Below are 12,721 nucleotides of genomic sequence, written 5' to 3'. Positions count from 1 at the left end.
AAAGCCTCCTAGGCCACCTGGACCGCGATGCGATGGCAGGCGTTGTTGAGATAGCCCTTGGGGTTCCAGCCGGGGACGACCATCGGCTGGGAGCGTCCGTTCTCGTCGGTGGCCCTGGCCCAGATTTCAAAATAGCCCTGTTCGGGAAACTCCACCGAGGCGGTCCAGCGCTGCCAGGCCAGGCGGTTGGGCGCATCCTTCAGTTCGGCCTTTTGCCAGGTGGCGCCGAAGTCGATGGAGACATGCACCTCCTTGACGCTCAGGTCGCCGGCCCAGGCGTGGCCGCGTACCGTCATCGGGTCGTCGAGCGACTGCTCGGTGCCGGATTCGGGGAAGGTCACCAGCGATTTCACCGGCATCGAGTGAATGGTGACGAAGTCCTCGTCCGGCACTTCGCTGCCCGGCGCCACCGGGTGCTTGGGGACGCTGTAGGAGGGCGGCGCCATCTTGGTGCCGTCGTGCTTCTGGTTGCGAATCACGATGCGCTTGAGCCACTTGCCGGACACCGACCCCGGCCAGCCGCCGCAGACCACGCGCAGCGGGTAGCCGTTGAGGTAGGGGATGTCCTCGCCGTTCATCGCCCAGGCGATCAGCGACTCGTCTTCCAGCGCCTTGTCGATGGGCACGCCTCGGGAAATGGGATCGCGGTCGGGATCGCCGCTGGCGTGGCTGTCGGCGCCGTAGTAGCCGGTATAAACGGCGTCGTCGGCGATGCCGCAGGCTTCCAGCACGTCGCGCAGGCGTACGCCGGTGAAGGTCGGGCAGGCGACCGCGCCGGTGGTCCACTGGTTGCCGCTGGCCGAGGGCACGTATTCGTGGCGGCCGTTGCCGCCGCATTCCACGGTGAGCTGATAGGTATGGTGTTCGAAACGCTCCTTGAGCTCGGCAATGGTAAAGCTTTGCGGGTTTTCGCACGATTCGCCACCGATTTCGAGCTCCCAGCTGTCGGCGTCGATATCCTCAATGGCCGGGGGGATACCGTTGTTGCGCACGAACATGTGCCTGGCCGGCGTGACGTCGTCGTCAAGCAGGTGGGGCGGCGTTTCGGCGTTGATCGGCCGGTCGTTGAGCACGGTCAGGCCGTCCTTGCCTTCCAGCTCGAACGACTCGTCGCTCTGGGCCAGCGCTGCCGGAATCAGGCCGCCGGGCATGCGGTCGGCAAAGGGAATAGAGCCGCCCACCGCGGCGGCCATGGCCAGCAGGCTTGAGCGCTTCAAAAAGCCGCGGCGGCTGGTGGGATCGACCTCGCGATCCCATAGCTGCCTGTCGGCCGCTTCGGGGTCTTCGGCATAAAGCTCGTGGATGCCGCGGGTCCTGGCGTCGTCAGAGGGGCGTTTCTTCATGGCAGGTTTCTTTCCTGGTTGGCCCGCCGGCCGGCGGAGTCAGCGGCAAGCAGGACGTTTGTCATTGTCGTTTATCATCGGGTAGTTAGGCTCCGCTCGCTAATAAGCTGGGATATTGCGGGAAAAGAGTCAAGGCTTGCCGGGCTAGGTGAGGGACTGCCGGCTTTGCTATGCTGAGCGCCGTTTTCTTGCCTGCCCGGAGCACGCTATGCCCCCTTTATCCGCCGCGCCCGCGTTCAGAGCGCTGGCCGCGCGCGTTCGCCCCGTTGAGCGCAAGGTCGGAGACGCCGTCCGCGCCTATCTGGATACCCTGACCAAGCCGCCGGGCAGCCTCGGCGATCTGGAGGCGCTGGCCGTACAGCTGGGTGAAATCACCGGCCGGGCCAAACCCGAGGTGAGCCCGCCGGCCTGTATTGTGTTCGCCGCCGATCACGGCGTGGCCGCCGAGGGCGTTTCCGCCTTTGGCCAGGACGTCACCGCGCAGATGGTCGCCAACTTTGCCGCCGGCGGCGCGGCCATCAACGCCTTTGCCGCCCAGATCAACGCGCGTCTTGAAGTGGTCAATGTCGGCGTGGCGGGCGACGTGGAGGCGCCGGGCGTGGTCAACGCCAGGGTGCGTCGGGGGACGGCCAGCATGCTCCGCGGCCCGGCCATGAGCCGGGAGGACGCCGCCGCCTCTCTGAACGTCGGCGTTGACGCCGCCGAGCGCGCGCTGGATGCCGGCTGCCGCTGCCTGATCGTGGGCGACATGGGCATCGCCAACACCACAGCGGCAAGCGCGGTGCTCGCGGTGCTGTCCGGCCAGCCGGCGGCGCGGCTGGTAGGCACCGGGACCGGCATCGACCAGGCGAAGCTGGCGCACAAGATCAGCGTGATCGAGCGCGCCATTGAAGCCCGCCCGACTGATGCCGGCAGCCCGCTTGACGTGCTGGCAAGCGTGGGCGGGCTGGAGATCGGCGCCATGGCCGGCGCCTATATCGCCGGCGCGGCGCGGGGCGTGCCCTGCGTGGTCGACGGCTTTATTGCCACCGTGGCTGCGCTGCTTGCCGACAGGCTCTGCCCCGAGGTTCGCGGCTACCTGATCTTTGGCCACCGCAGCGCCGAGCCCGGCCACGAAGTTGCCCTTGAGGTGCTGCACGCCGAACCGCTGCTGGCGTTGGGCATGCGCCTGGGGGAGGGCACCGGTGCGGCCCTGGCGTTCCCGCTGCTAAAGGCCGCCTGCGCCATGCTCGCGGAAATGGCGACCTTCGGCGACGCCGGCGTGGACGACACCCGCTCGTGATTCCCAGGGCTGGCCATGGCGCAAGTCCGACCGTCCGACCGCTGGCCTTCAGCGCCGGGCTCCGGGGGCGTTTTACGCGCGGCTGTATTCACCTGCGGGCCAACGCCCCGCTCGCTACCCTGAGTTCCGCGCTGGTGGGCGGCGGCTTTGGCACCGCGCAGCACTTCTGCAACTTCTACGTGGACAAGCACTACGCCGGCCGCATGCCGAGTGCCGATCTTGACCGCTGGCTGGGCCAGCGCGACGTTGACCCGGCCGCGGCCATCGCGATGATGACCGCGGTCAAGCTCAAGCGCGCCGCGCTTCACAGCGCCCCGCTTGGCAGGCGGGAGCGCGCCGTGCTGACGCTTGCCACCGCGGGCAGCGGCAACGCTGTTGACATTACCGCCGAGAGCGCCGACCCCGGGCCGGGGGCCGGCACGATCAACGTTTTTGTGTTTGTCGACGCCTGTCTGACGCCGGGGGCCATGGTCAACGCCTGCCTGTCCATCACCGAGGCCAAGGTCGCGGCGCTGAGCGATGAACGCGTTGTGGATGCCGGCAGCCGCACGCCGGCCACCGGCACGTCAACCGACTGCGTGAGCGTTGCTGCCACCCAGCGCGGCGCGCCCACGCCCTACGCCGGCTCCGGCACCGAGCTTGGTCGCGCCGTTGGCCGCACGGTCTACCGCGCCGTGCGCGATTCGCTCAGGGGCGGTACGGAGCACTGCTCATGACGCCGGGTATCAGGCTTGCCACACTGGTGGCCGCCGCCGTGGCGGTGGATCTCGCCGTGGGCGACCCGCGCCGTATCCCGCATCCGGTGGTGCTGATGGGCCGGCTCATCGGCGCGCTGGAAGCCTGGCTCAACCGCGGCGCCGCCCGGGCCCGCCGGCTGGGCGGCCTGGCCACCGTGCTGATCACCGTTGTCGGCACTTTTGTAGCGACATGGCTGGCGTGCCGCGGGCTTGAGACGATTCACCCCTGGCTGGGGCTTGCCGCCGAGCTGTGGCTGGTCTCGACGGCGATTGCCATCAAAGGCCTTGGCGATGCCGGCCGCGCCGTGGCGGCGCCCCTGGCAAATGGCGACTTGCCCGCCGCGCGAACGGCGCTTGGCAGGGTAGTCGGGCGCGATACCCAAGCGCTCGACGAGGCCGGCATTGCCCGGGGCGCGGTAGAAACCGTGGCGGAAAACACCTCGGACGGTATCGTCGCGCCGCTGCTGTTTGCGCTTTTGGGCGGCGCGCCGCTGGCGCTGGCCTACAAGGCGGTCAACACCCTGGACTCGATGATCGGCTACCGCACCCCGCGCCACGAGCATTTCGGCCGAGCCGCCGCGAGGCTCGACGACGCCGTCAACTGGCTGCCGGCGAGGATGACCGCGCTGTGCTTTTGCCTTGGCCATCGCGGCGCCTGGCAGGGCGCTTGCGCGGATGCGCCCAAGCACGCAAGCCCCAACGCCGGCTGGCCCGAGGCCGCGGTGGCTTACCGGCTGGGCGTTGCGCTTGGCGGGGCGAGCTCCTACCAGGGCGTGGTGTCCCAAGGCGCTACTCTGGGCAAGCCGCGAGAAACGCCCGGCCCCGACCATGTTCGCCGAGCCATCGCCCTGATGCACGCCGCCTGGGGGCGGTGTTTTGCGCTGGCGGCGGGGGTGACTGTCGCGGCAGCGTGGCTGATGAAAACGGGAGGTGTCGGCTAATGGAGCCAAGCATTCGGAAAACAGCTGGCCAGTGGCCCCGCCACGGCGGGCAGGCAGCGGCGCTGCTCGAGCGCTTCGGCCTGCCGCCGGATCATCCCCTTGAGGACTTCAGCGCCAACCTGAACCCGCTGGGGCCGCCCGGGTGGGTGCTGGCCTGGCTGGGGCGACAGGCAAGCGAGCTTTCCCGCTATCCGGACGTGGACTACGTCGAGGCCCGTACGGCCGTTGCCGGCCATCACGGCGTGAGCGCCGATCAGATACTGGTCACCAACGGCGGCGGCGAGGCGATTTTTCTCGCCGCGGGGCTGTGCGCCGGCGGCCGCGCGGGGATTGTGACTCCCACCTTCAACGAGTACGCCCGTGCCCTGAGCGGCGTGGGTGCCAGGGTGTGCAAGCTTGACCCGGACGATTCCCTCGACGGCCTCGACGCGGTCTTTCTCTGCCGGCCCAACAATCCCGACGGCCGGCTGCTGCCGCTTGCCAGGGTAGAGACGCTGCTGGCTCGGGCCGCGGCGGCGGGCTGCCGCGTGGTGGTGGACGAAGCCTTTATTGATCTGACCACCGCGGCCGAAGACGCTCAGGCGCTGCCGGCAAGGCTTGCCGGGCATTCCAACCTGGTTCTGCTGCGCTCGATGACCAAGTTCTATACCCTGCCCGGGCTCAGGCTGGGCTACGCCCTGGCAAGCGCTGACGTGATTGCCGCCATGGCGCGCCGCCAGCCGCCCTGGAGCGTCAACCGGCTGGCGGCGGGGCTGGTGGCGCCGCTTTTGGCCGATAAGGGCTTTGCCGAACGCACCCACGCCTGGCTCGCCGAAGAGCGCCCGCGCATGCACCGGGCGCTTGCAGGCCGAGGGCTTGAGGTCGTGCCCGGCGAGACGTGCTTTTTTCTGCTGCGCCCTGGCGGTGACGCCCGCCGGCGAGGGCTGGACGCCGAGGCGCTGCTGGCGCGGCTGCTGCGCGGCGGTATTCTCGCCCGCCATACCCACGGCTTTGCCGGGCTTGACGGCCGCTGGCTGCGTCTTGCCCTGCGCGACAGGGCGGCCAACAACCGGCTGCTCGAGGTGCTCGATGATAGTCTTTATTAGCGGCGGGGCCCGCTCGGGGAAAAGCGCAGTGGCCGAGGCCGAAGTGCGCAAGGCCGCCGGCGCCACAGCGCCTTATTACATTGCCACGGCGAACGCGAGCGACGCCGAGATGGCCACGCGCATTGCCCGCCACCGCGCCTCCCGGGGGCTGAGCTGGGTAACGCTGGAGGCACCGCTGGCGCTGGCCCCGGCGATAGCCCGGGTGCCCGACGGCGGCGCGGCGCTGCTGGACTGTTTGACGCTGTGGGCAAGCCAGGTGCTCTACCCCCAGCCGCCGGCCAGGCCGTTTATGGCCGAGCCGGTGACGCCCGACCAGGCGCTGGCGGATCTGGGGGAGTGCCTGAACGCCGCGCGCCGGCGCGGCATGACGCTGGCGATCGTCTCCAACGACCTCAACGAAGCGCTGCTGTCCGACGACGCTGAGACCTGGCGCTACGTGGCGTTTTTGCAGCGGGCGCACCGGCTGGTGGCCCGCCGCGCCGACTCGGTACTGGAAGTGGCTGCCGGGCAGCCCCTTGAGTGGAAGCCGGCGAGCATGAGGGATCGGGGGGACGCACGCCGATGAAAAACGCCGCCTTTGGGCTGATACTCGCGCTGCAGTTCTTAACCCGCCTCCCGGTGTCGGTCGCCTGCCCCTGGACGCCCGAGACGAGGCGCTGGGCGGTGCGCGCCTATCCGCTGGTGGGCGCGCTTGTGGGCGGCGTGCTGGCGCTCGCCGCCTACCTAATGAGCCAGGGGGTTCCCGCTGTCCCCGCGCCGCTTGCCGCGCTTTTTTTGCTCAGCCTGTGGGTGGGGCTTTCCGGCGGGCTGCACCTGGACGGGCTGATGGACATGGCCGATGCGCTGGGCAGCAACCAGCCGCTGGAGCGGCGCTTTGCCATCATGCAGGACCCCCAGGTGGGCAGCTTCGGCATGCTGGCGCTGTTTTTCCTGCTGGCGTGGAAAGGCGTGTTGCTCTGGGCGCTTATCGCCCAAGCGGCGCCCTTTGGCTGGCTGGTTATGGTGCCGGCGCTGGGGCGCTGGCTCGGCGCTGCTTCGCTTGCGCTGATTCCCTGCGCCAAGCCCAGCGGGCTGGCCCATGCCTGGCAGCGCTCGCTGACAGCCGGGGACGCCGCGCTTGCGCTGGCCGCGCCGCTTGCGCTGGCCTTTGTCTGGCCCGGCGTGTGGCCGGCGCTTGTGGCCGCGGGGCTTTATTTTCTCATCGCGCGCCGGGCGCTCAAGCGAGGGTTTGGGGGCATTACCGGGGATCTCGCCGGTGCCATGATCGAAGGAGGAGAGCTATGGCTGCTGCTGTGTCTGTGGAGCTGGTGGCAGTTCGCCACGGCATGACCGCCTGGAACCTGGAGCGACGCTACCAGGGCCAGCGCGATATTGAACTCACCTTCCCCGAGGCGGAAGCGGCCCTTGAGCGGCTGCGCATCGCCCTCGGCGGCGAAACCTTTACGCTGATCTACTCAAGCGATCTGAGACGCTGCCGCCAGACGCTTGAGTGGATCGGGGCGGCCGCAGAAAACGGCGCGGCCCCCGCTTTCGAGCCGCGCCTGCGCGAGATCGACTTCGGCGACTACGAAGGCAAGACTTACGACGAGCTGAAGGATCGGCCCGACTACCGCGCCTGGATCGACAGCGTCGGCGAACAGCGTATCCCCGGCGGCGAAAACGGCGCCGGTCTGCGCGCCCGGCTGGACGACTGGCTGGCGCAAGTTGCCAAGACGGCGGTCGAAGTGGGCGGCTCGGCACCGCTAAAAGTGCTGGCCGTGGCCCACGGCGGAGTGATTCGCGAGCTGCGCCGGCGTTTTGAAAACGTGGCGTTCTGGGACGCCACCGTGGGCCAGGCCGAAGGGCGGCGCTGGCAGCTAACGTATGAGCCTAACGCAGAGGAGGATGACCCTTGGCAGTGCAGCTGTTCCTCGGCGGTGCCCGCGCCGGCAAGCGCGACGCCGTAGCCGAGCGCTGGCCTGATGCTGACTGGCAGGCGCTGACGCCCGGCGATACCCTTGCTGGCCGGATGGAGCCTGCCGGCCCCGACGCGACGGACGCGCCCACGGTGCTGTGCGGCGTGCTGCCCTGGCTCGAGGCGCTGCTTGCCCGGTCGGCGGACGACGACGCCCTGCGCCGGCAGTGGCAGGCCGCGCTCGAGACGCTTGATACCCGCCTTGGCGCCGCAACGCTGATTATTATTGGCCACGAGATCGGCTGCGGCATGGTGCCCATGGCCCGGGCCGAGCGGCGCCTGCGGGACATGAACGGCTGGTTCAACCAGGACGTGGCAGCCCGCGCCGAGCGCGTCTGGCGGGTGCGCCACGGGCTGGTCATGGCGCTGTAGGTATCCCGTTGGCAGCGTTGCGTTACGGCGCGCAACTTGCTAGCTTACGCGCACTCTCAGGTGCCAGCCGTAGGCTTTTACGGCGGTGAAACGGGAAGTCGGTGCCCAATCCGACGCTGCCCCCGCAACGGTGATCGAGACAGCCGCAACGCATGCCACTGCGCCGCTTTATGCTCAACGTATAAAGCGCGCGGGAAGGGCGCTGCGGCATAAAGGCCAACGCCCGAAGGGTAAGCCTTTTGCTCGTCAGCCCGGAGACCGGCCTGAGCGACCCGGCCCGCTGCAAGGCGGGACCGGGAACACTGGCCGTGGCGCGGTGGGCGCCGGCAGGCGGAAACAGGCGCGCGCGCTTTTCCCTCTGCTGCAACCCTGCCATCAAGACTCGCCCGGCATAAAACGATGATATCCGTGCGGGTGAGCACGATGAGCAAGGGAATCACTATGTTCAGCCATATTTCGACCTCCGGCCGCTTATGTTCCGGCAAAGCGCGCGCCGGCAAAACGCTTGCGTCCGTTAGCCTGGCCGCGACGACGCTGACCGTTCATGCCCAGGGCGTCAACGCGCCGGACGAGGCCGGGAACCGCGATGAGCTTAATCCGGTCGTGGTCACCGCGACCCTGGCACCGCGGACCGCTGACCAAACGCTGTCGTCCGTCTCCGTTCTCGACGAAGCCACCCTGCGTCGCCAGAACCCCAACGACATTACCCAGCTGCTGCGCGGCCAGCCGGGGGTCAACGTGTCGTCCAACGGCGGCTTTGGCAAAACGGCGAGCGTCAGCATCCGCGGTGCGGGCAACAGCGGCACGCTGATGATGATCGACGGCATCCGCCTGGGGTCAGCTACCAGCGGCGGGGCTGCCTGGCAGCTTCTTGACCCGCGCCTGTTCGAGCGCGCCGAAGTGGTTCGCGGCCCCAGGGGCAGCCTTTACGGCGCAGACGCCATGGGCGGCGTGGTACAGCTGTTTACCCCCCGGGGCGAGGGGGAACCGTCGCCGACGCTGTCTGTGGGGGCAGGCAGCTTTGATACTCGGCGCGCCAGCGCGTCGATTTCCGGCAGCGAGGACGGCACCGGCTACCGTTTTGCCGCCAGCCGTCTGGACACCGACGGTATCAAGCTGCGCGAGAGCGGCGAGAAAAAATCCTACGACAACACCACCGGCCTGGTGCGGCTGTCTCAGCAACTGGGCGGGGGCGCCGAAGTCGGCCTGCTGGCCCTGCGCGCCCGGGGCAATACCGAGTACATCGGCGGCGAGCAGGACTTCGTCCAGCAGGTGGGAGGCGTATATGGCGAAGTGGAGCTCGGCGAAAGCTGGACCAGCCGGCTAACGCTCAGCGAGTCTCGCGACGAGATGCAAGACTTTTCCGACTTTCCCGGCGAGTTCAATACCAGAACGCGCATTGCCCGGCTGGATAATACCCTGACGTTCGGCTATCACCAGCTGGTGGTCGGCGCCGAATATCTGGAAGACAAGGTCGACAGCACCACGGTGTATAACGCCGACAGCCGCGACAACAAGGCGGTGTTTGCCCAGGGGCTTTTGGACTTTGCCCCGCTGACCGTACAGCCCAGCCTGCGCTTTGACGACAACGAAGCCTACGGCGACGAGGTCACCGGCAATCTGGCGCTGGGCTATGATCTGGACGACCGCCACACCCTGCGCGCCAGCTACGGCACGGCGTTTCGCGCACCGACGTTCAACGACCTTTATTACCCGGGCTCCAACAACCCCGACGTCCAGCCGGAAACCTCCAGGACGTACGAGCTGGGCGCTCGCGGCCAGTACGGCGGCTGGTTCTGGGACGCCGCGATCTACCGGTCCGATATCGATGACAAGATCGTCTTTGTCACCCAGCCGGAAAACGTCGACGAAGCCCGCGTTCGCGGGGTAGAGCTGTCAGGCGGCATGGAAGCGGACGGCTGGGATATTCAGGCGGCACTGGCCTATACCGACCCGGAAGATCGCGAGACGGGCAACCGCCTGTCCCGTGAAGTCAGCCAGTCTGCCCGCCTGGACGTGGATCGCACGCTGGGCAACTGGACCCTGGGCGGCTCTTTGGTTGCCGAAAACCACCGCTATAACGACGCCGCCAACGACAAGCGCCTGGGCGGCTACGGCAAGCTCGACCTGCGCACTACCTGGCGCTTTGCCCCGGCCTGGTTTGCCCGAGTCAACGTGGACAACGTCTTTGACAAGGACTACGTCACCGCCTTTGACGCCTTTCAAGGCTTTGCCTACGAAAACCCCGGCCGCAGCGTGATGCTGAGCGTGGGTATCGATGGGCGCTAGGCTATTATTCGTCGCTGCCCTGACACTCGGCGTGTCGGGGCTGGCAGCCGCCGGCGCGGCCGCGACGGGCGCCGAGCGCTGCGCGGTGGATGACCTGGAGCGCAGGGTCTGCCTTGAAGCGCCGGCTCGGCGCCTTGTGGCGCTGTCGCCTGGCGCCACCGAGCTTGCCTTTGCCGCCGGCGCCGGGGAAAGGGTCGTCGCCGTGGTGGCGCACAGCGACTATCCGGCCCGGGCGCGCAAGCTGCCTTCGGTGGGGGACTATAACCGCATCGATCTGGAGGCGCTGGTGGGCCTTCGGCCGGACCTGGTGATCGGCTGGGTCACCGGCAATCCGGAAGAGCAGCTGGAAACGCTTGAGTCGCTGGGCACCCAAGTGTTTTACATCGAGCCGCGCACGGTGGAGGGCGTGGCCGGTACGCTTAAGCGTATCGGCCGCCTTGCCGGCAGCGAAGCCACCGCCGAGCAAGAGGCCGAGGCGTTTCTTGACGGCATGGAAAAGCTCGAGGCGCGCTACGCCGAGCGCGACCCGGTGCGCACCTTTTATCAGGTGTGGGATGCGCCGCTGATGACCCTCAACGGCGAGCATCTGATCGGCCGGGCGATCGAAGCCTGCGGCGGCGCCAACGTCTTTGGCGACCAGCCCCGGCTGGTGCCGCGCCTGGACGACGAGGCGGTGCTTGAGGCAAACCCCGAGGTCATCATCACCGGCAGCGACGAGGAATCGATGGATAACGACTGGCTGGGGCACTGGCGCCAGTACCCGAACATGGCCGCCGTGGCCGAAGATAACCTCTATACCGTACCGGCGGATCCGCTGGTGCGGCCGACACCGCGCTTTCTGCAGGGCGCGCAAAGCCTTTGCGAGCGTATTGACCAGGCGCGCCCCGGGAGCGGCGCCGAGTAATGCCTTCCCGCACCGGCAGCCGCCCGGGAATACCGCTGGCATTGCTGGCGCTGGGGGCACTGGGGGCGCTGGGTATATCGCTGGGCGTGGGCAGCGCCTCCATTTCCCCTGAGCAGCTCTGGGCCATTGCGCTTGGCGAAGGCAATCCGCTGGCGCGCACCATGGTGGTCGAGCTGCGCCTGCCCCGGGCGCTTTCGGCCTTTGCCGTGGGCGGGCTTCTGGCCGTGGCGGGTGCCTTGATGCAGGTGCTGCTGAGAAACCCTTTGGCCGATCCCTACGTGCTGGGCATTTCCGGCGGCGCGGCCATCGGCGCGCTGGGGGCCATGCTTTTAGGGCTTGGCGGCTGGCTATCTTCCACCTCGGCCTTTGGCGGCGCGCTTTTCTCCACGCTGCTGGTGTTCGGGCTCGCCCACGGCCGCGGCGGCTGGGCGCCTACCCGGCTTTTGCTCACCGGCGTTGTGGTGGCCTCCGGCTGGGGGGCGATGATTACCCTGATGCTTTCCATGACGCCGGCCGAGCGCCTGCCGAGCATGCTCTACTGGCTGATGGGCGATCTCTCCTACGCCCGTACGCCGGGGCTGCCGCTGTTACTGCTGACGCTTACCTGCGTGGTTCTCATGCCGCTGGGGCGCAGCCTCAACGTGCTGGCCCGGGGGCCGCAGCAGGCGGCGGCGCTGGGCGTCGAGGCTAGGCCGCTGGAATGGGGCATTTACGCCATGGCCAGCCTGCTTACCGCCGTGGCGGTAACGACGGCGGGCAGCATCGGCTTTGTAGGGCTGGTGGTGCCGCACATGCTGCGTCTGGTGCTGGGCAACGACCAGCGCCTGACGCTGCCCGCCTGCGCGCTGGCCGGCGGCACTTTGCTGCTGCTGGCGGATACGCTGGCGCGCACGGTGATTGCCCCGGAGCAGCTGCCGGTGGGGGTGATTACTGCGCTTTTGGGCGTGCCGACGTTTCTTTTTCTGCTCTACCGGAGTGGCTGATGGGGGTATTGTCAGCGACCGGCCTGGTTATCGACGTGCCCGGCCGTCAGAGCGGCAGACCGCTGGATCTGGCCGTGGAGCCCGGGCAGGTGTGGGGCGTGCTGGGCCCCAACGGCGCGGGCAAAACCACGCTTCTGCATACGCTTGCCGGCCTCATCCCGGCCCGGGCGGGCGAGATAAGGCTGGACGAGACGCCCCTTGCCCGGCTGCGCCGCCGGCAGATAGCGCAAAAGCTGGGGCTGGTATTTCAGGAGCGGACGGACGGCTTTCCCGCAACGGTGGCCGAAACCGCAATGATCGGCCGACATCCGTACCTCTCCTGCTGGCAGCGGCAGAGTGCGAAAGACGCACAGCGGGTGCGGGCAGCTCTTGAGCGGCTGGACGTGGCCCACCTGGGAGACCGGCTGACCCACACGCTCTCCGGCGGCGAGCGCCAGCGGGTGGCCATGGCCACGCTGCTCACCCAGGACCCGGCGGTGTGGCTGGTGGACGAGCCCACCAACCACCTGGATCTGCACCACCAGAGCGCGGTCATGGGGCTGATGCACGATCGGGCGGCGGCCGGCAGGGCGCTGATGCTGTGCCTGCACGATCTTAACCTTGCCGCCCGCTGGTGCAGCCATGTTCTGCTGCTGTACCCGGACGGCGAGGCCTGCTGGGGCGAGGCCCGCGCGATGCTTGAGCCCGGCGCGCTGGAGCGGCTCTATCGGCAGCGGCTGAGCGTGGTGGAAGTGGACGGCGCGCCGGTGTTTGTGCCGATCAATCCCTGAGGCTGCTGCCATGGTGGATTGCCATATCTATGGAAGTATTTTCCATAAACCTGTTATGGGC

13 protein-coding genes and 1 riboswitch are annotated in these 12,721 nt (G+C 68.3%); of the genes, 12 read left to right on the top strand and 1 reads right to left on the bottom strand.

Annotated features, from left to right (window positions below):
- Positions 1-8: 8 nt before the first annotated feature.
- The gene (locus P1P91_RS09840) at positions 9-1,343 is read right to left on the bottom strand and encodes a sulfite oxidase (RefSeq protein ID WP_311882311.1); all 1,335 of its coding nucleotides are present in this window, start codon (positions 1,341-1,343) and stop codon (positions 9-11) included.
- A 208-nt stretch (positions 1,344-1,551) separates the two neighbouring features.
- On the opposite strand from P1P91_RS09840, the gene cobT reads away from it, so the two are divergent.
- The 12 genes from cobT (at position 1,552) to P1P91_RS09780 (ending at position 12,660) form a co-directional block, all read left to right on the top strand.
- The gene (gene cobT, locus P1P91_RS09835; RefSeq protein WP_311882310.1) at positions 1,552-2,625 is read left to right on the top strand and encodes a nicotinate-nucleotide--dimethylbenzimidazole phosphoribosyltransferase; all 1,074 of its coding nucleotides are present in this window, start codon (positions 1,552-1,554) and stop codon (positions 2,623-2,625) included.
- A complete protein-coding gene (locus P1P91_RS09830; protein WP_311882309.1) occupies positions 2,622-3,341 on the top strand; it encodes an adenosylcobinamide amidohydrolase in 720 nt (239 codons plus the stop codon). Before cobT ends, P1P91_RS09830 begins: the two co-directional genes overlap by 4 nt.
- Entirely contained in the window at positions 3,338-4,303 is a 966-nt protein-coding gene (gene cbiB / locus P1P91_RS09825; protein ID WP_311882308.1) for an adenosylcobinamide-phosphate synthase CbiB, read from the top strand. The genes P1P91_RS09830 and cbiB overlap by 4 nt, the downstream gene beginning before the upstream one ends.
- Positions 4,303-5,388, top strand: coding sequence for a threonine-phosphate decarboxylase CobD (gene cobD / locus P1P91_RS09820; protein WP_311882307.1), 1,086 nt, complete (start codon positions 4,303-4,305; stop codon positions 5,386-5,388). Before cbiB ends, cobD begins: the two co-directional genes overlap by 1 nt.
- Entirely contained in the window at positions 5,372-5,953 is a 582-nt protein-coding gene (locus P1P91_RS09815) for a bifunctional adenosylcobinamide kinase/adenosylcobinamide-phosphate guanylyltransferase (RefSeq protein WP_311882304.1), read from the top strand. Before cobD ends, P1P91_RS09815 begins: the two co-directional genes overlap by 17 nt.
- Complete coding sequence (cobS, locus tag P1P91_RS09810; RefSeq protein WP_311882302.1) at positions 5,950-6,717, top strand: adenosylcobinamide-GDP ribazoletransferase; 768 nt, start codon at positions 5,950-5,952, stop codon at positions 6,715-6,717. Before P1P91_RS09815 ends, cobS begins: the two co-directional genes overlap by 4 nt.
- Positions 6,669-7,334 (top strand): histidine phosphatase family protein, encoded by a 666-nt coding sequence (locus tag P1P91_RS09805; protein WP_311882300.1) that lies wholly within the window; start codon positions 6,669-6,671, stop codon positions 7,332-7,334. Before cobS ends, P1P91_RS09805 begins: the two co-directional genes overlap by 49 nt.
- The gene (locus tag P1P91_RS09800; protein WP_311885771.1) at positions 7,286-7,714 is read left to right on the top strand and encodes a bifunctional adenosylcobinamide kinase/adenosylcobinamide-phosphate guanylyltransferase; all 429 of its coding nucleotides are present in this window, start codon (positions 7,286-7,288) and stop codon (positions 7,712-7,714) included. Before P1P91_RS09805 ends, P1P91_RS09800 begins: the two co-directional genes overlap by 49 nt.
- Positions 7,715-7,755: 41 nt before the next feature.
- Positions 7,756-7,995: riboswitch (cobalamin riboswitch) on the top strand.
- Positions 7,996-8,155: 160 nt separating this feature from the next.
- A complete protein-coding gene (locus P1P91_RS09795) occupies positions 8,156-10,003 on the top strand; it encodes a TonB-dependent receptor domain-containing protein (protein WP_311882298.1) in 1,848 nt (615 codons plus the stop codon).
- Positions 9,993-10,907 carry a cobalamin-binding protein gene (locus P1P91_RS09790; RefSeq protein ID WP_311882297.1) on the top strand — a complete coding sequence of 305 codons (915 nt, stop codon included), beginning with the start codon at positions 9,993-9,995 and terminating at the stop codon, positions 10,905-10,907. The genes P1P91_RS09795 and P1P91_RS09790 overlap by 11 nt, the downstream gene beginning before the upstream one ends.
- Complete coding sequence (locus P1P91_RS09785) at positions 10,907-11,890, top strand: FecCD family ABC transporter permease (RefSeq protein ID WP_311882295.1); 984 nt, start codon at positions 10,907-10,909, stop codon at positions 11,888-11,890. Before P1P91_RS09790 ends, P1P91_RS09785 begins: the two co-directional genes overlap by 1 nt.
- On the top strand, positions 11,890-12,660 hold the full coding sequence (locus tag P1P91_RS09780; RefSeq protein ID WP_311882293.1) for an ABC transporter ATP-binding protein: 771 nt from the start codon (positions 11,890-11,892) through the stop codon (positions 12,658-12,660). Before P1P91_RS09785 ends, P1P91_RS09780 begins: the two co-directional genes overlap by 1 nt.
- Positions 12,661-12,721 lie beyond the last annotated feature (61 nt).

The sequence above is a fragment of the Halomonas piscis genome (genome assembly GCF_031886125.1).
Classification (GTDB): Bacteria; Pseudomonadota; Gammaproteobacteria; order Pseudomonadales; family Halomonadaceae; genus Vreelandella; species Vreelandella piscis.
The sequence above is the reverse complement of the archived record's forward strand: the minus strand, read 5'-3'. Positions and strand labels throughout refer to the sequence as shown.

What these genes read in the sequence shown, in the direction of transcription:
- P1P91_RS09840 (WP_311882311.1), bottom strand. Translation starts at nt 1,343, where the DNA reads ATGAAGAAACGCCCCTCTGACGACGCCAGGACCCGCGGCATCCACGAG.
- P1P91_RS09795 (WP_311882298.1), top strand. Translation starts at nt 8,156, where the DNA reads ATGTTCAGCCATATTTCGACCTCCGGCCGCTTATGTTCCGGCAAAGCG.
- cobT (WP_311882310.1), top strand. Translation starts at nt 1,552, where the DNA reads ATGCCCCCTTTATCCGCCGCGCCCGCGTTCAGAGCGCTGGCCGCGCGC.
- P1P91_RS09780 (WP_311882293.1), top strand. Translation starts at nt 11,890, where the DNA reads ATGGGGGTATTGTCAGCGACCGGCCTGGTTATCGACGTGCCCGGCCGT.
- P1P91_RS09785 (WP_311882295.1), top strand. Translation starts at nt 10,907, where the DNA reads ATGCCTTCCCGCACCGGCAGCCGCCCGGGAATACCGCTGGCATTGCTG.
- cobS (WP_311882302.1), top strand. Translation starts at nt 5,950, where the DNA reads ATGAAAAACGCCGCCTTTGGGCTGATACTCGCGCTGCAGTTCTTAACC.
- P1P91_RS09815 (WP_311882304.1), top strand. Translation starts at nt 5,372, where the DNA reads ATGATAGTCTTTATTAGCGGCGGGGCCCGCTCGGGGAAAAGCGCAGTG.
- cobD (WP_311882307.1), top strand. Translation starts at nt 4,303, where the DNA reads ATGGAGCCAAGCATTCGGAAAACAGCTGGCCAGTGGCCCCGCCACGGC.
- cbiB (WP_311882308.1), top strand. Translation starts at nt 3,338, where the DNA reads ATGACGCCGGGTATCAGGCTTGCCACACTGGTGGCCGCCGCCGTGGCG.
- P1P91_RS09790 (WP_311882297.1), top strand. Translation starts at nt 9,993, where the DNA reads ATGGGCGCTAGGCTATTATTCGTCGCTGCCCTGACACTCGGCGTGTCG.
- P1P91_RS09805 (WP_311882300.1), top strand. Translation starts at nt 6,669, where the DNA reads ATGGCTGCTGCTGTGTCTGTGGAGCTGGTGGCAGTTCGCCACGGCATG.